This window comes from Kocuria salina (genome assembly GCF_013368965.1).
GTDB classification, from domain to species: domain Bacteria; phylum Actinomycetota; class Actinomycetes; order Actinomycetales; family Micrococcaceae; genus Kocuria; species Kocuria rosea.
In genome coordinates, this window is the sequence record NZ_SSSF01000019.1 from 1 (window position 1) to 21,015 (window position 21,015).

Consider the following 21,015-nt stretch of genomic DNA (forward strand, 5'->3'; position numbering starts at 1 on the left):
GGGTGCGGCACCGCTGCCAGGACGCCCCGGGCAGGTGCGCGGCGATCGCGTCCTTGAGCCCGGCGTGGGCGTCACTGGTGACCAGGCGGACTCCGCCCAGGCCGCGGGCCACCAGGTCGGCGAAGAACTCGTTCCACGCCGCCCCGGTCTCGGCCGTGGCCACCCGCATCCCGAGGACCTCCCGGTGGCCGTCGCCGTTGACCCCGGTGGCCAGCAGCACGACGGCGTTGACCACGCGCCCGCCCTCTCGGACTTTCATGGTCAGCGCGTCGGCGGCGACGAACGTGAAAGGGCCGGCCTCGTCCAGGGGCCGGTGGCGGAAGGACTCCACGTGCTCGTCGAGGTCGGTGGCCATGCGCGAGACCTGGGACTTCGACAGGGAGTTGATGCCCAGGGTCTTCACCAGCTTGTCCATCCGGCGGGTCGAGACCCCGGCGAGGTAGCAGTCGGCGACCACGGTGATCAGGGCGGACTCGGCCCGTTTGCGCCGCTCCAGCAGCCACTCGGGGAAGTAGGTGCCGGTGCGCAGTTTCGGCACGGCGACGTCGATGGTGCCGATGCGGGTGTCGAGGTCGCGGTGGCGGTAGCCGTTGCGCTGCGCAGACCGGGTCGGGGTGGGCTTGCCCCATTCGGCTCCGACCACTGCCTCGGCATCAGCAGACAAGAGAGCGTTGATCACCGTCTGCAACAGGCTGCGCATCAGATCCGGGGACGCGTCGGACAGGGCTTCGCCGAGCAGGCCAGCAGGGTCGACAATATGAGGAGCGGTCATCGTGATGATGTCCTTTCGAGGGTGCTGTGAGAGGTGAACTCGAAAGATCTCACGGTGGCCGCGCTCTCGTCGGCAACGACGAGCAGGGCCACCGCGCAACACCACTATCGGGGGCTCAACTGGTGGTCACGGATCGCTAATAGAGGCAGGGCCCGCTGGATCAGGGCCTTCGTAACGTGGATGCCGAGCGTGACCACCTCCCGGCCGGCCAGCACGCGCAGATGCCAGTGCAGGAGAAGGGACTCGATCGTGGCGGAGCAACCACTGTCGGCGGTGTTCGTCGGCCTCGACGTCGGCAAGTCCGACCACCACGCGGTGGCGGTCACCTTGGCCGGGAAGACGGTCTATGACAAGGCCCTGCCCAACGACGAGACCCGGCTGCGGGCCATTCTCACCGAGCTGGCCGCCGAGCACGGGCCGGTGCTGATGGTCGTGGACCAGCCGGCCACCATCGGGGCGCTGCCGGTGGCCGTCGCCCAGGCCACCGAGGGGGTCACCGTGGCCTACCTGCCGGGTCTGGTGATGCGCCGGATCGCGGACCTGCACCCGGGCACGGCGAAGACCGACGCCCGCGACGCACTGATCATCGCCGAGGCCGCCCGGACCATGCCGCACACCCTGCGGAACATCCGGGTGGACGAGGAACAGATCGCCGAGCTGGCGGTGCTGGCCGGTTTCGACGACGACCTCGCCGCCCAGATCACCGCGACCTCGAACCGGTTGCGCGGGATGCTCACCCAGATCCACCCCGCCCTGGAACGGGTCCTCGGGCCACGGGTGACGCATCCGGCGGTGGCCGATCTGCTCACCCGCTACCCGACCCCGGTCAAGCTGGCCGCAGCCGGGCGCGGCCACGTGCGGGCAAGGCTGAAGAAGCACGCACCCCGGCTGGCCGAGGCCCTCATGGAGGAGATCTTCGACGCCCTGGGCCAGCAGAGCGTGGTCGTGGCCGGCACCGAAGCCGCCGCCACCGTGATCCCGATCCTGGCCGGGCAGCTGGCCTCGTTGATCCACCAGCGCGCCACGGTGGCTACCCAGGTCGAGGCCCTCGTGGAGGCCCACCCTCTTTGCCCGGTCCTGACCTCGATGCCCGGGGTAGGGGTCAGGACCGCCGCGAGGATCCTCACCGAGGTCGTCGGCAAGGACTTCCAAGACGCCGGGCACCTGGCCTCCTATGCCGGGATCGCCCCGGTCACCCGCCGGTCGGGGACCTCGATCCGCGGCGAGCACGCCCCCAAGGGCGGCAACAAACGCCTGAAGCGGGCGCTGTTCCTCTCGGCCTTCGCCTCGCTCAACCACCCGCCCTCACGGGCGTACTACGACCGGAAACGAGCCCAGGGCAAACGCCACAACCAGGCGATCATCGCCCTGGCCCACCGACGCACCGACGTCCTGTTCGCCATGCTCAGGGACGGAACCCTCTACCAAGACCCCACCGAGCCTCAGACCCCATCACCGGTGGCCCTGGCCGCTTGACGGAAACCATAGAGGCACCCCCCGGGCGGAGGTGGTGCCGGTGAGGGCTGTGAAACCCTTCGAAGGCGGGAAAGATGCCTCGGCTGGCGGTCGTGCTCCGCGATGATTTACCCCGCGCCGGGTACTCCGGTGATGTCATGGGCCGGTACCGCGCGGCCACGGCTTGGGCCCATCCCGGAACGAACGGGCCAAAGCCTGGGAAGAACGGTGCAGGGCTCAGAGGGTCGTTTGCGTGGTGCCGAGCTTGGTAGCGGCATCGTCGACGTACTCGGCCTCCACTAGGACGTCGTACGCCTCGGCCTCGAAGCCCTGGATGCTGTTGAAGTCGCGGCGCCCGCCGGTCGCGGCGTGACTCACGAGGCCGAAGATCAGGCCCCATACGGCGCCCAGCAACACGCCCCACAGCACCACGGACAGCCAGCCGCCCACGGTGAAGAGGCCGAGCAGCAGGCCGACGAACAGGCCCATCCACGCGCCGGAGGCCAGACCGTAGAGAGCGGCCCGGCCATTGGTCATCCGGCCGGTGACCTGCTCGACCGAGCGCAGCCCGGTGCCGACCACGCGCACGTGCTCGACGGGGAACTGGGCGTCGGAGAGAGTGTCGACGATACGTTGCGCCTCGTCGTAGGTGGGCACCGTCTTGAGGATGCGGTAGCTGCCGGAGGCGGTGGGGGGAATAGGAGAGGGCTGGGACATGCTTTTCATTTCCTTCCAGTACTTATCCAGTGTGGTGGCCGGTGAACGAGGCACGCCTAGCATGGGGCCGCGCCACTCCTCCGACCCGGTCAACAGTAGGCGCTTGGGCGCTGTTCTATCAGGGGATTCAACAAAGAGATCACGCCTGCTTACATGTCGTTCACAATGCGATGAGTCGCCCGTGGCGGATCAGCATGCTGGCTCGCTGCAGCAGACTGAGGTGGGGGTCGGCTCGGCGTTCCCCTCGGGTGCGGAGTCGCCTGTGGGCGTGCAGTCAGGCGAAGCCGCGCTCGACCACGCATCGGGGCTTCCTCAGCCTGGATGCGCCGGTTTCCAGCAGTGATCTGGCGATGTAGTTGGTGAGGTTGCGGAATCCGAGGGCGGAGCCACGCAGGTGCTCGAGTCGGCCGTTCACGGCCTCGGTAGGGCCGTTCGAGGTGCGGGGCCGGTCGAAGTAGGCCAGGACGTCGGCGGCGCGACGGGCCAGGGTCCGGCCACGATCCGCACCCAGCTCATCAACGTGCCGGCGCGGGTAGCCAACCACGCCCGGAAGTGGCGGTTGCACCTGCCCGCCGCCTGGCCCTGGCAAACCGCCTGGCCCTGGCAAACCGCCTGGCCCTGGCAAACCGCCTGGGAGAACCTCTTCCGCCGCGCCCACGAGACCGCTACCGCAATCGCCTGACCATTCTTCCCTGACCGCGCGAGCGAGGACCCGAAGTGGAAAAGCCGGGCAGAGCGGCAGGGCCCGCTCACCCAAAAACCAGAAACCGTCCACTTGATCCCGATCAGCTCACCGGAAAATCAACGTCGGCGCATCCAGGCTGAGGCCAAGGAAGTACATGCGACATAGCAACGGACTGCCCCGACTGTCTCGTGACGGGTCCTCCTTCGGCGGAGGCAGCGGCTTCACCGGCGGTAGCACCTCCGGCAGCTACTGAGTTGCTCAGAAAACGCGGCGGGCGCGGGCGGTCCGGCGCTTGAGGGCGCGGCGCTCGTCCTCGCTCATCCCGCCCCAGACCCCGGCGTCCTGGCCGGACTCTAGGGCCCACTGCAGACAGGTGTCCACGACCGGGCAGCTGCGGCACACGGCCTTGGCTTCCTCGATTTGGAGGAGAGCGGGTCCGGTGTTGCTCAGGGGGAAGAACAGCTCGGGATCCTTTTCCAGGCATGCTGCGCGACTACGCCAATCCATGGTCAGCGATCGCTCCTTTCAGGAAACAGTCCCGGCGGCGCAGGGCAGAACGATCTGGCAGCAGGAGCGTCCGGGACAAGAGAAAAAGCCCATTTACACGAGTCTGGTGAAGAACTGATGTCAGCTCTTGGATGTGAACATGTCGTCAAGAAGGAATTTGCGTCGTGGGCGACACCAGGACCAATTGAGGTCGCAGATGGGAGTGCCCCAAGTTCGCTTGACTCCTGACTCGCCAAGATCGAATCGGTCGAGTCCTTCAGAGGTGGCGCAACCGATCCTCGGTATCGGTTCCTGCCCCATGCCCCGCGTAGTTCATTGGTTTCTGAGCACGCGGAGCGCCCCCGTACGGCGCTCACCATCTCGACCCCTCCCGGTCGGGGCTGGGCAGGGTGAGGGTGGCCCCGGCCTGGCGCAGCGCTTGGCGGGTGTCTGTTCCGTCCCACCATTCCACCGCGAGCCCGTCGGAGAAATGCAGGATGTAGAACGATTCGAACTCGATCCAGGCGTCGGTGGCCGCCACGCCCATGTAGTCGCCACTGTGAGTGCCCGCCCACTGGACACGCCCGGCGACCTTGTTCGCCTCGGCGACAGTGTCCTGCACGGTGCCGGTGAGATCCGGGATGGCCTGGCGCAACGATTTAGCCCAGTATTTAAGTCCCGGCCGGCCGTCGCCCTGAGCGGGGATGAGGTTGTGGTCCACGATGTCGTAGCGGACGAGAGAATCCAGGGCCTCCAGCTCGCCGGTGGCGATCGCTGTGATGATCGCGTGGAATTTTTGGCTCGGGGTCGGCTCAGTCATGGAAGGGAGTTCCTTTCGGGGTTTGGGGTGGCACACCGGGGCTTCCGTCCTGGGGCAGCTGGGGGTGGTGCCCAAGCTGGTGGGCGAGCCGCAGCAGGAGGATGCCGAGGGCTTCCCTGTCCTGCTGCGGCCAGGTGGACAGTATGTCGTCGAAGGCTGCCGCACCGGCCTCACCGATCCGGCGCTGCACCTCGGTGCCTTCGGCGGATATGCCCACCAAGGTGGCGCGGCGGTCACCGGGGTCCGGTTGGCGGTCGATCAAGCTCTTGTCCTCGAGCCGGCGAACCTGTGGGGTCATGGTGGACTTGTTCACGCCCCACTGCCCGGCCAGCTCCGACAGCCGCATCGGGCCGTTGCGGATGAGGTGTTCCAGCAGTGCCGCATCCGTGGGGGAAAGATCAGCCGCGGCCGGACCGAAGACATACCGGCGCACATCGCTCCTGCTGGCCCAGCGCACCAGCAGAGCCACACCTTCACGCACCTGGACGCCCGGTGTTAGCCGGTCACCGCCGAGCATGGTGTTCATCGAGAAATCGACCATGGAACCATCTTACCCTAACTAGTTTGGTTCGACGAACCAAATCGAAATTGTTTGACTGGAGAGGTCCGCAAACGAACACAGCAACCACTGGAGGCAAAACATGACCCACGGATCCCTCCAACATCAGGCCAGCACTTCCGCCTCGGCCGCCTCAGCCGGCTCGACCGTGCTCGCCGAGTTCACCGACAACGACCTGGCCTCGAAATCTGGTCGATCGTTGCCCGTCATCGGTGGGGTGGCTCACACTGCCTGCATGACGACGCGGAAACAGCCGTGGGTGGTCGATGATCGCCTGTAGGAGCTGATCGCTCCGTTGATCCTGGAACCACCACTGTCAGGGGGCCCGGGTGGCAGGCTTGGGATCGAGGACCGTGCCGCCCTGGGAGGGATCCTGTTCGTGTTCCACGCTGGGTGCGGATTCGTTGTGGACCACTGGCCTCAACTCACCCTGACATGCAGGGTCCGGTCCCTCACCGGACAGTCCCCGACGGGTGGCCGGAATGGTGTGGTGATAGGTGTGTCAGTGCTGGTAGACCCCTCGGGGGGCTTCAGCGGTGCGGTAAAGCTGTTCGTAGTGCTGGATCACGATCTGACTGTCGTGTTCTTCAGCTTTGTGGCGGGCTGCGTGTCGCATGGTGGTGTAAGCGTCGTGGGGTAACGTCAGGATGGTTTCGATGGCTTCCGCGAGACCACGGGGTTCGCCCGGGGGAACCAGGATGCCGTTGTGCCCGTTGTCAATGAGATGAGGTAGGGCCATCGCGTCGGCGAGCACAACCGGCGTGCCGCTGGCCATGGCTTCGAGTGTGGCGATGCTTTGCAGCTCCGCGGTCGAGGCCATGACGAAGACACTGGCAGTGGGGTAGAGGCGTTCTAGTTCCTCATCGCTGATGCGGCCGTGGAACCGTACCCGGTCGGCGACGCCGAGCCGGGCGGCCAGTTGTTGGAGTCGGTGGCTTTCGGCTCCGCCGCCGACGATGTCCAGGTAGGCTCCCAGGGATTGGTTCATCAGGGAGAAGGCTCTGAGGAGCTGATCGACATGTTTTTCTGGATCCAGCCGTCCGACGTAGAGAATCCGGTGGTCGACCGGACGGTGCGGGTGGAAGGGGAAGCGGGAGGTGTCCACCCCGCAGGAGACCGGTTCAATCGTCTCCAGGCCGGTGTGCTGGGCCAGATAATCGGCGGCGATCGGAGTCGGGCTGGTGACCACCGCGGCCCGAGCCAGCGTTTTGGAGGCCAGATGCCACCCGTAGCGGGTCAGGCCCGGGTGCAGCGATCGGGGCAGCCCGCTGACCCCGATGATGTTGTCTGGCATCACGTGGTTGGTCGCCACAACCGGAATGCCGCGTTGGTGGGCTTGTCCAGTGAGCACCCGACCGATGTTGATGAAGGACTGCGAGTGTACTACCTGCGGTTGGAGGTGCTCGAGCAGTCGATCGATCCGAGGCCCCAGTTCCCAAGGTGGGGCGAAACGCAACCACTCATGGGCCGGCCAGCGAAAACTGCGCAATCGATGGACGGCTATTCTCTGTCCGCCGAAGGTCTCCACGTAGGTGCCGTGGCGACGCGAGGAAGCCGGGGCGACCACATGCACTGTGTGTCCACGGGCGGATAAGCGGACGGCCAGGTCCCGGGTGAACCGGGACGCGCCGTTCACGTCCGGGGGAAAGGTGTCGGCACCAATCAGGACTCGTAGTCGGTCGGTGTGCTTGTCAGGCAACGGCATGGAGGCTCTTTCGGTTCGCAGCATCGAGCGCTGTTTCCGCTGCGACGCGCCCGGCATCGATCAGGCGCGGAATGTCCTCGGGAGACCAATGCGCCAGTCCGCGCAGGTCAGGTTGGATGAGGGTGGTGGAAGGGTCTTGTTCCATCCGGGCGATGTCGGCAGCTGAGCGGACGATCGGCAAGCGTTCCCACTCTGGGCGCAACCGCACCGCGATCACTGCTGTGGCGCCCATCTGACGGGCCGCGGCGATGGGTAAGTTCGCGGCGATCCCCCCGTCCATGAGAACCTCCCGTCCGCGGATGACTGGGGGGAAGATCCCAGGCACGGCGATACTGGCCCGCAGCGCTTCGTACAGTGGGCCCTCGGTCAGGACGACTTCCCGGCGGGTCCGCATCTCGGTGGCCACGGCCCCGAAGCGGCGGGGCAGCTCTTCGATCAGCGGATCTCCACCCAGTGCAGTGATGGTCTCGGCCAGTGCAGAGGTATCCAACAACCCGAGCCGGGGTGCGAGGGTGAATCGCCCGAAAGTCCCCCAGCTCGCCTCGCGCACGGCTCGTTCGATCGTGCGCATCGGCAGGCCGGCCGCATAGGCAGCCCCCACCAATGCTCCGGCACTGGTTCCGGTCACGATCTGCGGCAGGATGCGGTGTTCGGCCAGCACCTGCAGCACCCCCACGTGGGCGGCGCCCAGCGCACCGCCTCCACCGAGGGCAAGGCCGATCCGATCTCCGAAAGGCGGGGTTGTCCGGCTCACCGATGCTGTTCTCCTCTTCTCTGATGTCTAGGCGTTCTTCTCTGATGTCTCTGCGCGTTCAGGTCCGCCCCGTTCAGCAGTGCCGAAGGGCGGGCATCGGATCACTGCGGCAACGAAGTGGCCCGAGCCGGATTGAGCGCGTCCAGCAACAGACTCAGGTAACGACGTCGTGACAAGTCATCCGCATGGGGAAGGTTGACCCCGGTGACGACCATGGCCAAGATGTTGGGGATGTCGGCCGGCTCGATGTCCGGACGGACGTTCCCGGCGGCCTGGGCCCTCTGGAGAATCGGGGCGAACGACTCGCTGTGGCGCCGCAGCAACTCCGTGGTGGCTTCGGTCAGATTGCCGATCGAGGCCACCAGACCTCTCTCCCGGCCGGCAATGTCACTGAGGCGTTCCGCGATCTCCAGCAGAGTCTCCCGAGGAGCCTCGGTCGCACCGATCCTGGCGAACAACGGCTCCACCTCCGTGGTGAAAATCCGGTCATAGACCGCCCAGGCCAGTGCTTGCCGATTCGGAAAGTGCCGATACAGTGTGGCGATCCCCACCCCGGCCTCCTGCGCGATCCGGTTCAGCGTTCCTTCCCCCTCCCCTGAGGAGAAGACTCCACGGGCCGCCTCGATGATCCGTGATCCGCTGGAGAAGGCATCACAGCGCACGGATCGTGTCGCAGAGCTATCCATGACTGTCTCCTCTCGGTGTGGTCGCTGAGGGCGCCCCATCTCGTCCTTGCATGATAGTAAACTATCAATCTGATAGCCAGCTCTCACACGAAGGGGCACACAGTCGGACCCCGCTTCCGTCCGCGTCAAGCTCAAAGGTCATTTCACGATGAGTGCGCCGCAGGCCTTGAGCAGGGTGGCGTGCTGGGGGACGCGGGTGGCAGTGATGGGGAGTTTGTTCCGGACTCGTTGTGGTGATCACACCTCCGGTCACAAGCAGACCCGGCCTCACGAGTCCCCCGATGTCGGCCATGTTCCTGAGGATCATCCATCCCATCCAGATCGATGGTCTCCGCCTCTGCCTACACAGAATCAAAACACCGGATTGGAGGCTCATCGCAATTGAGGGTGTAGCCGGGCCTGGATTTGCCGGTTTCCCGAGAACCAGAAAGCGGGCTGGGTCGCTCCGACCCGCCGTGTGGCCAGCCGAGAACTACGGGGTGTCCGGTCCCCGGTGCCGTCCCGCGGGCTCCCTGTCCGGTGCCGCTGCCAGTTCCTGCTCCAGGACATCGCCGACGACGGCCTCGCCCCGGGCGGCTCGGCGGCGTTCCCGACCCTGCTCGAAGAGCTGGTAGAGCACCGGCACCAGGATCAGAGTGAGCAGGGTCGAGGAGATCAGCCCACCGATCACCACGATGGCTAGGTCTTGGCTGATGAACCCGCTCGAGCCGGTGACGCCGATCGCCATCGGAATCAGGGCGAAGATCGTGGCCAACGCCGTCATGAGGATGGGGCGCAGTCGCTGGCGGGCGCCGTTGAAGATGGCGTCCTGCAGGCTCTGGCCCTGGACCCGGTACTGGTTGATCAGGTCGATCAGAACGATGGCGTTGGTGACCACGATGCCGATGAGCATCAGCATGCCGATCAGGGCGGAAATGCCCAGGGGTTTGCCGGAGATCAAAAGCAGGCCGATGGCACCGGTGGCAGCGAACGGGATGGAGACCAGCAGGATGAGCGGCTGCATCATGGATCGGAACGTGACCACCAACAGCATGAACACGATCACGACGGCCACCACCATGGCCAGGCCCAGCTGCTCAAAGGACTCCTGCTGGGTCTGGGCCAGCCCGCCCATGGTGGCCTCGGTGCCGGCCGGCAACTCGAGGGCATCCACGCGTTCCTGGACCTCCGTGGTCACCGCGCCCAGCTCGCCCTCGGAGGGTGTCAGGGAAATGGTGGCCGCCAGGTCGCCGTCCATGCGCGTGACCGACTCCGGTACGGTCACTTCCTCCACGGTGGCCAGATCGGTCAACGGGACCATGCCCGCTGCGGTGGGAACGGGCATGTCCTGCAGCTCGGCGATCGTCTCCGGCGCGTCGGTGCCCTCGATGTAGATGTCGTAGGCGTCGCCGTCCATGGTCACGGAACCGACGCTCTGCGGGGATAGCGTCCCGGCCACCATGCCCAACAACTGCATCTCGGTCAGGCCCTCCTCCAGGGCGGCGGCGCGGTCCACGGCCACGTGGACCGTCGGCTGGTCCGCGGCCAGGTCGCTGGTGAGCTCCGCGGTGTGCGGGGTCCCCTCGAGGGCCGCCTGGACGGCTTGCGCGGCCTCGGCCAGATCCTCCTCGTTCTGGGAACTGACCGCCACGTCCACGGAGCCTCCGAAGCCGCCCATGGAGGCAGGGTCCATCAGGCTGACCTCGCCGGGACCGTCCAGGGTGGCGAGCCGGGTCCGGACCTCTTCCTGCAGGGCCGACTGGTCGGCGTCGGGATCCGTGTTGACGATGAAGGTGGCCGAGCCGCCGCCCCCACCGAGCAGGGCAGAGAAGTCCCCCTCGCCGCCGCCGGAGGAGCCGGCCATGAGCATGATGTCCTCCACGCCCTCGACGCCGGCCAGCGCGTCCTCGACCTCCTCAGCACCCTCGGACACCGACTCCAGGTCCGTGCCCGAATCGAAGGTCTGGGTGACCATGACCATGTTCTGGCCGGTATTGCCGAGGAAATCAACCTTCAGCAGGGGTATGAGAGACACGGTCAGCACCAGCAGCAGCGCTGAAGCCACCACGGTGATGACGGGGTGCTTCTGGGTGCCGCGCAGCACGGGCTTGTAGCCGCGCTGCAGCCAGCTGCGGTGTTCCTTCTCCTCGGCCCCGGCGCGAACAGCCTCCGAGTCCTGGACGTCCGTGGGCGCCTTGAGGAACCAGTAGGACAGGACCGGGACGATCGTCAGCGCGACCAGCAGGGAGGAGAGCATCGCGATGGCCACGGTGAGGGCAAACGGGGCGAAGAGCTCGCCGACCATGCCCCCGACCAGCGCGATCGGCAGGAACACGGCCACGGTGGTCAGGGTGGAGGCGGTGATGGCACCGGCCACCTCGCGCACTGCGGTGAGGATGGCGTGGACCTTCGGCTCACCATAGGCCAGATGCCGTTTGATGTTCTCGATCACCACGATCGAATCGTCCACCACGCGCCCGATCGCGATCGTCAGAGCCCCGAGGGTCAGCATGTTCAGGGAGTGCCCGCCGAGATTCAGCCCGATGAAGGTGACCAGGACGGAGATCGGGATCGAGAGGGCCGTCACGAGCGTCGAGCGCACCGAGACCAGGAAAACCAAGATCACGACGACGGCGAAGAGCAGGCCGAGCAGGCCCTCGGTGGCCAATCCCTCGATGGAGTGTTCGATGAACGGCGCCTGGTCGAACACCACGGTCAGGTCCAGGCCGGGCACGTCCCCGGTCAGTTCGGCGATCGCGTCCTCCACCGCATGGGACACACCCACAACGTCGGCGCCCTGGGTCGCGGTGATCGACACCGACAATGCCCGGTTGCCGTTCATGCGGGTGATGGAGGTGGGTTCCTGGGTGACGATCTCCAGGTCGGCAACGTCGTCGAGGTGCACCACAGTGTCCGGCTGGGTCTGACTGGCCAGCGGAAGAGCACCCAGGTCCTCGAGGGAGCCCAGGGGCGTGCCGCCGTCAACGGGCGAGGAGGTGCCGTCCTTGCCGACGGATCCCAGGGGCAAGGTGGTGCCGTTGTCCTGCAGGGCCTGGGTAATGGCCTGCTGGGTCAGCCCGTGCTGGGCCATCGCTGCCTGATCCGGAGTGATCTCCACCCGCTGCACGGCACCGCCGGACACGGCCGCCGAGCGGACTCCCTCAATAGACTCCACGCGGGGCTTGACGGTGTCCTGCAGGGCTGCGGACAGCTCGGTCTCATCCAGTTCGGACGAGGAGGCCGTCATGAAGATGACCGGCATCTGGTCGGTGCCACCGGACATCACGTTCGGTTCGGCGTCGTTGGGCAACGTGGTCAGCGCTCCGATGGCTGACTCGACGGAGGCGTTGAACTCATCCGAATCCGTTCCGTACTCGTAGGCAATCGACACCATGGACATGTTCGCGGAGGAGGTCGCCACCACCTGTTCCACGCCGTCCAGATCGCCCACGGCCCGGGAGATCGGTTCGCTGACCTGCTCGTCGAGTACCTCGGGGCTGGCCCCGGGCACCGCGGTGACCACGGTTGTCTGCGGCAACTCGATCGCGGGGATCAGTTCCTGCTTGAGCTGAGTCATCGTGAACAGACCAAAGACCGCGATGAACAGGGTGAGGAGCGCGACCAACAAGCGATTCGCCAGACTGAAGCGGGCAAGACGGTACAAGGAGACACCACCGAAGGGGTTGGGAAGCGCGGGACAGTAGCCCGTTAAAGGTTAGGATCACCCGAAGCTTAGGGCAAGGCTATGTATTCTCGCGATGCCCCCGTTCGAGACTCGTTCGCGGGCTATGCTCGGGCTGTGGACCCCAAGGAACCCGCCCAGCGCGAGGAGCTGCTCATCGAGCTGCTCAGGCTGCAGAGTGAATTGGAGTTGTCTTTCGTGCCTGCGGTGATCGAACCGATGCTCTCCCTGCGACTGACGATGCAACAGCTCAAGGTGCTCACCATCCTGGTCACCGAGCCCGAAGGCAGCACTATCCGCGCGCTCTCCGCAGCCATGGAGGTGTCCCTCGCCACCATGTCCGGGATCGTTGACAGACTGGAATCGCAGGACATGATCGTGCGCGCCCTCGACCCCTACGACCAGCGCGTGCGCCGCGTGACGGTCACCGCCGCTGGCCGCGAGACCATCCAGCGCCTACTCGCCGCCAGGCCCGAACTTGCCCACGCCCCGCTGAACCGTCTGTCCCTCGAAGACCTGAGGGCACTCACCCAGGGGATCCGGGCTCTGGTCGCGGCCATGCAGGAAGACTCCGCCGGCTGAGCTGGACCCACCTCCCGGGACTATCGCAATAACGGATGCCCCTATGGGACTGAGTTTTCAAGACCTGGTCGGTCGTTGCTCGACCAGTTGCGTCCGGCAGAGTGGATGTACAGGTAACCCGGTGAACTTGGCCGAGCAGGACACGGCACTGCAGATCCGGGACCTGGAAGCCGCTGGCCGTGAGCGCATCCAGGTTCAGGAACTCCCGTTGCGACGTCAACGTCGTGGAAAACTGGTAGGCACGGATGTTGAGGAGGCGGGAGTCGGCTCCTTGTCGGGACTACCGGCACCCTCCACTCGTCCAGCATCACCTAAAGCACCCGCTCAATGACCCCGGAACAACGCCACGTTGGTGTCGGTCGGGACGGCGGGAATCCGGCCCGGTACAGCGCCCACGCGTTTCCCGACTTGCCGTGGAATCGTGCATCTGATGCAGGACGTCCATGCTGACCAGCGCCGTCGCAACACCCGGATGGGCGATCCGATGCCCAGCGCAGCCTTCCCGACCGCAGTGTGCCGCGGAACCGGGGTGAAATCGGCCCGACGGGAGTTCCACCAGATGCGAGAACTCCCGTCAGTCCGACGCCGCTAACTGGCCATATGTAAAGCATGGAGCAAGACCTCCCCAGCAGCCAGAGCAAGGAGTCCGGCTGATGGGGAACCGGTCTATTGGGATATGAGGGTTTGAAGGGTCGGGGGCAGTTCGAGTCGTTTGCCGTCGTTGGTGAGGTTGATCGTGGCTGTGGCCGGTGGGGTGGGCACCTGCGGGGGCCGCCGGTAACGACCGGGATGGGCCTGGTAGTGGGTGTCCAGGCGGGCCTGGCGGGTGCGGGCCACGGTGGTCCAGGTGCCGTCGTGGACGCTGGCTGGGGTGTATCCGGCGATCCCGGAGTGGCGGTGGTGATGGTTGTAGTGCTCGACCCAGCCGGCCACCCAGGTCCCGGCGTGGGCGAGGTCATCGAAGGCTCCGGGGTAGTGCTGGCAGGACTTCACGGTGGCGAACCAGGACTCGATGTAGGCGTTGTCGTTGCTCACTCCGGGCCGGATCAGTGACCGTGTCACGCCCCGATCGGCCAGGGCTTTGGCGACGGTCTTGGATGTCATCGCCGCCCCGTTGTCCGAGTGCACCACCTGCACCCGACCATCGGCGGCATCGATGACCCCGGCCAGCAGCTGCCGGGCGATCTGGTGGTTCTCGTTGGTCTGGACGGTGATCCCGACGATCTTGCGTGAGTACAGATCGATCACCGAATACAGGGCGAAGCCTTGCCGGGACAGCCGGCCGGGAAGGAAGGTGATGTCCCAGCAGTACACCTGGTCGGGGCCCGTGGCCGCCAACTGTGGGGTCGAGCGGTCCCCGGGTGGTCGCGCCCGGACCTGGCCCGGTGGCCGCGGCGGAGCCATCACGGCGGCCAGACGGTGGAACGTGGCGCCACTGGCCAGCACGGGCCCTTCATCGAGGTGGCGCAGATGGACCTGCTCCACGCTGAGTCCTTCCGCGGTTCCGGTGCGCACCAGCCCACGGACCTGCTCGCGCTCCTGAGGACTCAGCGCGTGGGGCTGGTGCCGGTCCCGGTGCGCCACCGGCACCGGCACACCCGGGCGGGGGTGGCGTCGGTAGTGGTAGGCGCTCTTGGATAATCCGATCAGCTCCAGCGCCTGGGACTGCGTGCGTCCGGCGTCGACCAGCTCACCGATCAGTGCCTCTTCAGCATCGATCAGCTCTTGGTGGTCCCGGTGCTGGGGCGGGGCCCATCGTGGTCCTCCGCGTCGTCGGCCACGCCAAGTGCGTGCATGACCGAGATAGCTTTTCCCAGGGCATCGACCACCTTGTGCTCAGCGGCCAACTGCTGGGTCAATCGCTCGATTTCGGCCTGCAGACGGCGGACTTCAGCGGCCTCACGGCGGGTCATCCATCCAGTCTTGCGCGGCAGTCGATCGCCGTCCAGATCACCATCGGCCAGCGCCTCACGCCACCGACGGAACTGGTTCTTGCCCACTTGGTGGGCCTCCAGGAATCCTGCCTTCGACCCATGCGGCAGCTCCAGGTACTCCAGCACCAGCCGACGCCGTTCCTCGATCGAGAACTGCCGGGAAGGAATGATCACAGTCATGAGCCTGCTCCATCATCAAGGGAACAACCTGGTTCACAACCATCCTGCCAGCCAGGGGCCCGCGGAAGTTGGCGACCAAAGTCCCGGGGGTAGTTGGCCTGGCAGTGGTTTGACGTCCCCGGAGTCTCTATAACTGTGGGAGTGCTGTATCTCACATTTTCGTCGGAGGGGGTGATGCAGTGACAGCACCTCAGGGCGCTCAGCCGCCCTCGGGCTTGGTCAGTTTCTCGACGGCCCAGATTCCCGCCAGTCACCGCATCGAGTACTGGGAGTCCCACAACGCCAAGGCGCTCATCGGCCTGGACATCCGCACCCTGGAGAACGTCCCACTCGTGGCGGAGGAGGTCAACCTCTATTTCCCCGCCCTGCGGTTCGCGGGAGTGAGGGGTTCGTCCCAGATCGTGGAGCGGTCGGAACGGGTCATCGCTGAGCATCCGACCGGGGATGTGGCGATCTTCTTCGCCCTGAGCGGGGAGGCTTTTTTCTACCATTCCACGGGGATGATCCTGCTCCGGCCCGGTCAGGCGGTGCTCTACGATGCCGATCGGCCGTTCGTGCGCGGGTTCTCCCGCGGCTTGCAGGAGTTGGTGCTTACCGTTCCGCATGAAGAGTATGTGCGCTTGACGCACGGAAAGCCTTTGAAGGAGCCGGTGGTGTTCGATTTCGCCACGGGCGGCGGGAACCCGGGGAGGGACCCGGCGGCTACGAGTTTGGCTTCTCTGATCAACTCCGCTCTGCGCCGGCCTCAGGAGGACCTGTACCGGGTGGAGCAGGAGGCCTTCGGGTTGGTGGAGCGGTTGTTGGCTCGGGCCACGGACACCGGAAGGGATTCGGCCTACCGGCGGGCGGTGCAGGAGATCGAGCACCGTTTCGGCGATCTCGCACTGGACCGCGCGCAGGTCGCAGCTGCCGCGGGGGTGAGCGAACGCCAGCTCTCCCGCCTGTTCGCCGCACAGAACAAGACGTTCGCCGATCATCTCCAGGCTCACCGGTTGCAGGCCGCAGAGGTCCTGCTGGTCTCCGAGCCGCGCACGACGGTCGCCGAGATCGCCCGCCGGTGCGGCTTCGCCTCACCCTCGCATTTCGCCCGTGTCTTCAAGGCTCGCACCGGGGTGAGCCCGCTGGAGCTTCAGCGCGCGGTCGAAGCGTAGAGCGCGCATTATTTGCCTCCACGTCTCAATGCAGGGGCCTGGGGTATCACGATGGTCTGCACGGGACATCAGTTGTCCCACACGGGACAGACCCTTCAAGGCCTTCGTGTGATGCAGAACACTTCTGGACATGACCGGATGGCACCGCTCTCCGGTGCACGACCCAGAAGGAGGACGCTTCCATGAGCGAGACCGCTGCAACGGAACCACAGGCGCCGGCCATCGATGCACGACAGTTGCGCAAGGCGTTCGGGAAGTTCGCCACCGGGGTCACCGTGGTCACCTGTCGTACTCCCGATGGCACTCCGCACGGGGCGACCGTCAACGCCTTCACCGCCGTGTCCCTGGACCCTCCCCTGGCTCAGATCACCCTGATTCGCGGCAACAAGGCCTCCCAGTACCTGCAGGACGCCCCGTTCGCGATCAACATCATGGCCGCCGACCAGTTGGCGACCTGCCTGCACTTCGCCGGCAAGCCCATGAAGGCTCCCCCCGCCTGGCGCTCCGAGGAGGGCATCCCGGTCCTGTGCGGCAACGCGGCGACCATCGAGTGCAAGCCCTGGCGCATCTACGACGGCGGGGACCACATCATCGTCATCGGCGAGGTCATCGACCTGCAGATCAACGACGTCGACCCGCTGCTGTTCGTGTCGGGGAAGTTCCGCGAGGTCGGCGGATTCTCCGGGGGCAGCCCGTGGGAGGCCTCCGGGGACAGCATGGCGATGGGCTGGTTCGAGGGCTCCACCTCGTTCCCGTCCTTCTGATCCCCCACCACTTCCGTTCCACACCGTTGACCCCCGATCCACCCGAGCACCACCGCATCGAAGGAGACGAGACCATGACCACCACCCCGGAGACCGACCGCCAGACCCGTACCGGCGACATGTCCGAGCGCACCACCCCAGCCAACCCGTTGCTGCCGATGACCGGCGATGAGTACATCGAGTCCCTCAAGGACGGCCGGGAGATCTATCTGCACGGTGAACGCGTCGAGGACGTCACCACCCACCCCGCTTTCCGCAACTCGGTGCGCATGGTCGCCCGGATGTACGACGGCTTCCACGACCCGGCGACCTCGGACAAGCTGCTCTCCGACACCGACACCGGTTCCGGGGGCAAGACCCACCCGTTCTTCAAGGTCCCGCACTCGGTGGAGGACCTCAAGGAGTCCCGGGTCGCGATCGAGACCTGGGCGCGGATGAGCTACGGCTGGTTCGGCCGCTCCCCCGACTACAAGGCCGCGTTCCTGGGCACCCTCGGGGCGATGCCGGAGTTCTACTCCCCCTACCAGGAGAACGCCCAGCGCTGGTACAAGGAGTCCCAGGAAAAGGTCCTGTACTGGAACCACGCGATCATCAACCCGCCCGTGGACCGGCACCTGCCCCCGGACCAGGTCGAGGACGTCTTCATGAAGGTGGAGAAGGAGACCGACAACGGGGTCATCGTCTCCGGGGCGAAGGTCGTGGCCACCGGCTCGGCGATCACCAACTTCAACTTCATCTCCCACTACGGGCTGCCGATCAAGAAGCCCGAGTACGCGATCATCTGCACCGTGCCCATGGACGCCCCCGGCATCAAGCTGATCTCGCGGACCTCCTACGCCCAGAACGCCGCGGTCACCGGCACCCCGTTCGACTACCCGCTGTCCTCGCGGATGGACGAGAACGACGCGGTGTTCATCTTCGACAAGGTCCTGGTCCCGTGGGAGAACATCTTCGCCTACGGGGACCCGGACCAGATCAACGGGTTCATGCCCAAAACCGGGTTCATCCAGCGCTTCACCTACCAGGGTTGCATCCGCCTGGCCGTGAAACTGGACTTCATCGCCGGGCTGCTGCTCAAGGCCCTGGAGATCGCCGGCACCCAGGACTTCCGCGGGGTGCAGGCCCGCGCCGGGGAGGTCATCGGCTGGCGCAACATGTTCTGGGCCCTGGCCGATGCCATGATGCTCAACCCGGATGAAGGACCCAACGGGTCGGTGCTGCCCAAGATGGACTACGGGCTGGCCTACCGGATGTTCATGGCCCAGGGCTACCCCCGGATCAAGGAGATCATCGAACAAGACGTTGCCTCCGGGCTGATCTACCTGCCCTCCGGTGCCCTGGACTTCAAGAACGCGCAGATCCGCCCCTACCTCGACAAGTACGTGCGCGGCTCCAACGGCATCGAGGCGGTGGACCGGGTGAAGCTGATGAAGCTGCTGTGGGACGCGATCGGCTCCGAGTTCGGCGGCCGCCACGAACTCTATGAGCGCAACTACTCCGGCAACCACGAGAACGTGCGCGTGGAGATGCTCATGAACGCCATGCACAACGGCACCACCGACACCATGCACGGCATGGTCGAGGACTGCATGGCCGAGTACGACCTCGACGGCTGGACCGTGCCCGACCTCTTCGACGGCTCCGACGTCAACGCCTACCTTCAGCGCGACCGCGACCGCACCGCCGGCCACGGCAACGCCCTGCGCGACCGCTGAGCCCAGCCCCATGCTCCCTGCGGCCCCGGGAATCCGTCTCCCCGGGGCCGCAGGGCACCACGTACCTGTCCGACGGTGCAGCCGTCGACCATTCCCATCTCCCCGACAACGAACCACCAGGAGTGTGAAGACCATGACGAACACCCAGACAGAAACCGGCGCGGCAACGCGCAAGGAGAACGAGGGCACCGCGGTCGAGGCCGGGTCCAAGGCCACCGAGCGGTTCACCGCCTCGGGCAAGCTGGCGAAGCTGAACGTGCCGAAGGAGCGGGTGTCCCTGCTGGCCGGTGCGGCGATCAAGGCGATCAACGACATCGCGGTCGAGCACGAGGTCACCTACGAGGAGTACAACGCGCTGAAGGCGTGGCTGATCAAGGTCGGCGCCGACGGGGAGTGGCCGCTGTTCCTGGACGTGTGGCTGGAGCACACCATCGTGGACGTCAACTCCAAGGAGCGCCCCGGTGCCGTCAGTGCCATCGAGGGCCCCTTCTACGTGCCGGGCGCCCCGGTGCTGGAGACCCCGGCGACGCTGCAGATGCGCTCCGACGAGCCGGGCACCCCGCTGCTGTTCAAGGGCCGGTTCACCGACACCGAGGGCAACCCGATCCAGGACGCCCAGGTGGAGATCTGGCACGCCGACGCCGACGGCTACTACTCCCAGTACGCCCCGGAGCTGCCCGAGTGGCTCTTCCGCGGCACCGTGACGGCCGACGAGAACGGGTACTTCGAGATCAACACGATGCGCCCGGCCCCGTACCAGATCCCCACCGACGGGGCCTGCGGGCAGCTCATCAGTGCGGCCGGCTGGCACGCCTGGCGCCCGGCGCACATCCACATCAAGGTCTCCGCCCCCGGGTACCAGCTGGTCACCCAGCAGCTGTACTTCCCCGGCGACCCGCACAACGAGGACGACATCGCCTCGGCGGTCAAGCCCGAGCTGATGCTGGACCCGAAGCCGCGCACCGACGGCGGGGCCGGTGAAGAGGTCGTCTACGACTACGTCCTGGCCAAGGAGGGCCAGACCAAGTAAGGATTCTGTCTCCACGGATCCCTACCGCGTCGCCCTTCCAGCCGGGTTGCAGGTGTCCCCGTCAGCCGCGGCTGACGGGGACACTGCCGTACAGGCCACGTACCAACCGATCTCGCCGGCCCCTCCATCTGGCTGTTCTCTACTTCCTTCCTTTTGAAAGGACCAGTCCCATGTCCATGACCTTCACGCACGAGACCCTGGGCCAGCGGGTGCTGTTCGGCACCGGCCGGGCCGCCGAACACGTGGCCACGGAGGTCGGCCGACTCGGGGCGTCCCGACCGATGGTTATCGCCGGGGCCTCCGAGCGGACCCTGGCCGAGACCGCCACGACCGGCACCACCACAGCGCTGTGGTGGGAAGAAGTGGTCCAGCACGTGCCGGTCGAGATCGCCGAGAAGACCCGTCGAGCGGCCACCGAGCGGTCGATCGACGTGATCGTCTCCGTCGGTGGGGGCTCGACCACCGGACTGGCCAAGGCCGTGGCATTGACCACCGGAATCCCGGTGATCGCGGTGCCCACCACCTACGCCGGGTCCGAGGCCACCAACGTCTGGGGACTCACCAAGGACCGCACCAAGACCACCGGGGTCGACGACCGCGTGCTGCCGGTGGCCGTGGTCTACGACGCGCAGCTGTCCAAGACGCTGCCGGTGGGACTGTCGGTGGCCTCCGGGCTCAACGGGCTGGCCCACTGTGTGGACTCGCTGTGGGCGCCGAAGGCCGATCCGATCAACCAGGCGATGGCCCTGGAAGGCGCCCGAGCCCTGAACCTGGCCCTGCGCGGGATCGTCGCCGACCCCGGCGACCTCGAAGCTCGGGAGCAGGCACTCTACGGCTGCTACCTGGCCGCGGTCGCCTTCGCCTCCGCCGGGTCCGGGCTACACCACAAGATCTGCCACGTCCTAGGTGGAACCTTCGACCTGCCCCACGCCCAGACCCACGCCACCGTGCTGCCCTACGTGCTGGCCTTCAACGCCCCGGCAGTCCCGGAGCTGGCAACCCGGCTGGCCACCGCCCTGGGCCGCCCCGTCGCCGGGGACGGAGAGGACCCGGCCGTGGCGATGCTGCACGGCCTGCCCGTCGACGACAGCCACACCCCAGCCGCCACCGCCGTGACCGCCCTGCGCGAGCTCTACCGGACGGTGGACGCGCCGCCGAAACTGGCCGACTACGGCCTCACTGCTGAGAACATCCCCGAGGCGGCCGGACGGGTGCTAAAAGCAGCCCCCGCCTCGAACCCAGTGACCGTCACCGAGGAAAACATCACCGAATTGCTCACCGAGGCCCTCACCGGGGCAATGCCTACCACCGCACCACTGGCCCCTCGCTGACCACCGCCCCGCTACCAGAAGGGCTCCT

General features: G+C 66.4%; 19 protein-coding genes and 2 pseudogenes. 9 read left to right on the top strand and 12 right to left on the bottom strand.

Annotation, left to right across the window (positions count from 1 at the left end):
* On the bottom strand, positions 1-772 hold a 772-nt coding region (locus tag E7Z53_RS18865; protein WP_176338579.1), incomplete at its 3' end, for an IS256 family transposase.
* 180 nt (positions 773-952) lie between these two features.
* Between E7Z53_RS18865 and E7Z53_RS18870 the strand changes: the two genes are divergently transcribed.
* A complete protein-coding gene (locus tag E7Z53_RS18870) occupies positions 953-2,248 on the top strand; it encodes an IS110 family transposase (protein WP_440941491.1) in 1,296 nt (431 codons plus the stop codon).
* A 216-nt stretch (positions 2,249-2,464) separates the two neighbouring features.
* Here E7Z53_RS18870 and E7Z53_RS18875 read toward each other — a convergent pair whose 3' ends face one another.
* Both E7Z53_RS18875 and E7Z53_RS18880 read right to left on the bottom strand, forming a co-directional pair.
* Entirely contained in the window at positions 2,465-2,944 is a 480-nt protein-coding gene (locus tag E7Z53_RS18875; RefSeq protein WP_095650804.1) for a general stress protein, read from the bottom strand.
* A gap of 274 nt (positions 2,945-3,218) precedes the next feature.
* Positions 3,219-3,440 (bottom strand): annotated as a pseudogene (locus E7Z53_RS18880) (transposase); the annotation flags it as partial.
* Here E7Z53_RS18880 and E7Z53_RS20545 point away from each other — a divergent pair.
* A pseudogene (locus E7Z53_RS20545) lies at positions 3,438-3,626 on the top strand (hypothetical protein); the annotation flags it as partial. The pseudogenes E7Z53_RS18880 and E7Z53_RS20545 overlap by 3 nt on opposite strands.
* A gap of 261 nt (positions 3,627-3,887) precedes the next feature.
* On the opposite strand, the gene E7Z53_RS18885 reads toward E7Z53_RS20545, so the two are convergent.
* The 3 genes from E7Z53_RS18885 to E7Z53_RS18895 form a co-directional block, all read right to left on the bottom strand.
* On the bottom strand, positions 3,888-4,136 hold the full coding sequence (locus tag E7Z53_RS18885; protein WP_095650802.1) for a WhiB family transcriptional regulator: 249 nt from the start codon (positions 4,134-4,136) through the stop codon (positions 3,888-3,890).
* A gap of 352 nt (positions 4,137-4,488) precedes the next feature.
* The gene (locus tag E7Z53_RS18890) at positions 4,489-4,935 is read right to left on the bottom strand and encodes an ester cyclase (protein ID WP_095650801.1); all 447 of its coding nucleotides are present in this window, start codon (positions 4,933-4,935) and stop codon (positions 4,489-4,491) included.
* Complete coding sequence (locus E7Z53_RS18895) at positions 4,928-5,476, bottom strand: MarR family winged helix-turn-helix transcriptional regulator (RefSeq protein WP_095650800.1); 549 nt, start codon at positions 5,474-5,476, stop codon at positions 4,928-4,930. The genes E7Z53_RS18890 and E7Z53_RS18895 overlap by 8 nt, the downstream gene beginning before the upstream one ends.
* Positions 5,477-5,576: 100 nt before the next feature.
* On the opposite strand from E7Z53_RS18895, the gene E7Z53_RS18900 reads away from it, so the two are divergent.
* Positions 5,577-5,774 carry a hypothetical protein gene (locus E7Z53_RS18900; protein ID WP_095650799.1) on the top strand — a complete coding sequence of 66 codons (198 nt, stop codon included), beginning with the start codon at positions 5,577-5,579 and terminating at the stop codon, positions 5,772-5,774.
* 222 nt (positions 5,775-5,996) lie between these two features.
* Here E7Z53_RS18900 and E7Z53_RS18905 read toward each other — a convergent pair whose 3' ends face one another.
* From E7Z53_RS18905 to E7Z53_RS18920, 4 genes are all read right to left on the bottom strand, one after another.
* Complete coding sequence (locus E7Z53_RS18905; protein WP_161976644.1) at positions 5,997-7,199, bottom strand: glycosyltransferase; 1,203 nt, start codon at positions 7,197-7,199, stop codon at positions 5,997-5,999.
* Entirely contained in the window at positions 7,186-7,953 is a 768-nt protein-coding gene (locus E7Z53_RS18910) for a patatin-like phospholipase family protein (protein WP_095650796.1), read from the bottom strand. The genes E7Z53_RS18905 and E7Z53_RS18910 overlap by 14 nt, the downstream gene beginning before the upstream one ends.
* 101 nt (positions 7,954-8,054) lie before the next feature.
* Complete coding sequence (locus E7Z53_RS18915; protein ID WP_095650795.1) at positions 8,055-8,639, bottom strand: TetR/AcrR family transcriptional regulator; 585 nt, start codon at positions 8,637-8,639, stop codon at positions 8,055-8,057.
* A 472-nt stretch (positions 8,640-9,111) separates the two neighbouring features.
* On the bottom strand, positions 9,112-12,243 hold the full coding sequence (locus E7Z53_RS18920) for an efflux RND transporter permease subunit (RefSeq protein WP_242630384.1): 3,132 nt from the start codon (positions 12,241-12,243) through the stop codon (positions 9,112-9,114).
* Between the two features lie 174 nt (positions 12,244-12,417).
* Between E7Z53_RS18920 and E7Z53_RS18925 the strand changes: the two genes are divergently transcribed.
* A complete protein-coding gene (locus E7Z53_RS18925; protein ID WP_161976645.1) occupies positions 12,418-12,882 on the top strand; it encodes a MarR family winged helix-turn-helix transcriptional regulator in 465 nt (154 codons plus the stop codon).
* A 666-nt stretch (positions 12,883-13,548) separates the two neighbouring features.
* Here the strand turns inward: E7Z53_RS18925 and E7Z53_RS18930 are convergent.
* Positions 13,549-14,367, bottom strand: a complete 819-nt coding sequence (locus tag E7Z53_RS18930) for a DDE-type integrase/transposase/recombinase (RefSeq protein WP_176338580.1) — start codon at positions 14,365-14,367, stop codon at positions 13,549-13,551.
* Between the two features lie 233 nt (positions 14,368-14,600).
* Positions 14,601-14,996, bottom strand: coding sequence for a hypothetical protein (locus E7Z53_RS18935; protein ID WP_176338581.1), 396 nt, complete (start codon positions 14,994-14,996; stop codon positions 14,601-14,603).
* Positions 14,997-15,175: 179 nt separating this feature from the next.
* Here E7Z53_RS18935 and E7Z53_RS18940 point away from each other — a divergent pair, with 179 nt between their 5' ends.
* The 5 genes from E7Z53_RS18940 to E7Z53_RS18960 all read left to right on the top strand — a co-directional run bounded on the left by E7Z53_RS18940 (position 15,176) and on the right by E7Z53_RS18960 (position 20,987).
* A complete protein-coding gene (locus tag E7Z53_RS18940; protein WP_176338582.1) occupies positions 15,176-16,147 on the top strand; it encodes a helix-turn-helix transcriptional regulator in 972 nt (323 codons plus the stop codon).
* Positions 16,148-16,329: 182 nt separating this feature from the next.
* Positions 16,330-16,911: a flavin reductase family protein gene (locus tag E7Z53_RS18945; RefSeq protein ID WP_176338583.1), complete on the top strand. Its 582-nt coding sequence runs from the start codon at positions 16,330-16,332 to the stop codon at positions 16,909-16,911.
* A gap of 74 nt (positions 16,912-16,985) precedes the next feature.
* Complete coding sequence (locus E7Z53_RS18950; protein WP_176338584.1) at positions 16,986-18,626, top strand: 4-hydroxyphenylacetate 3-hydroxylase family protein; 1,641 nt, start codon at positions 16,986-16,988, stop codon at positions 18,624-18,626.
* 133 nt (positions 18,627-18,759) lie between these two features.
* Positions 18,760-19,656, top strand: a complete 897-nt coding sequence (gene catA / locus E7Z53_RS18955; protein ID WP_136341055.1) for a catechol 1,2-dioxygenase — start codon at positions 18,760-18,762, stop codon at positions 19,654-19,656.
* Between the two features lie 170 nt (positions 19,657-19,826).
* The gene (locus tag E7Z53_RS18960; protein ID WP_176338585.1) at positions 19,827-20,987 is read left to right on the top strand and encodes a maleylacetate reductase; all 1,161 of its coding nucleotides are present in this window, start codon (positions 19,827-19,829) and stop codon (positions 20,985-20,987) included.
* The last annotated feature ends 28 nt before the right edge of the window (positions 20,988-21,015 follow it).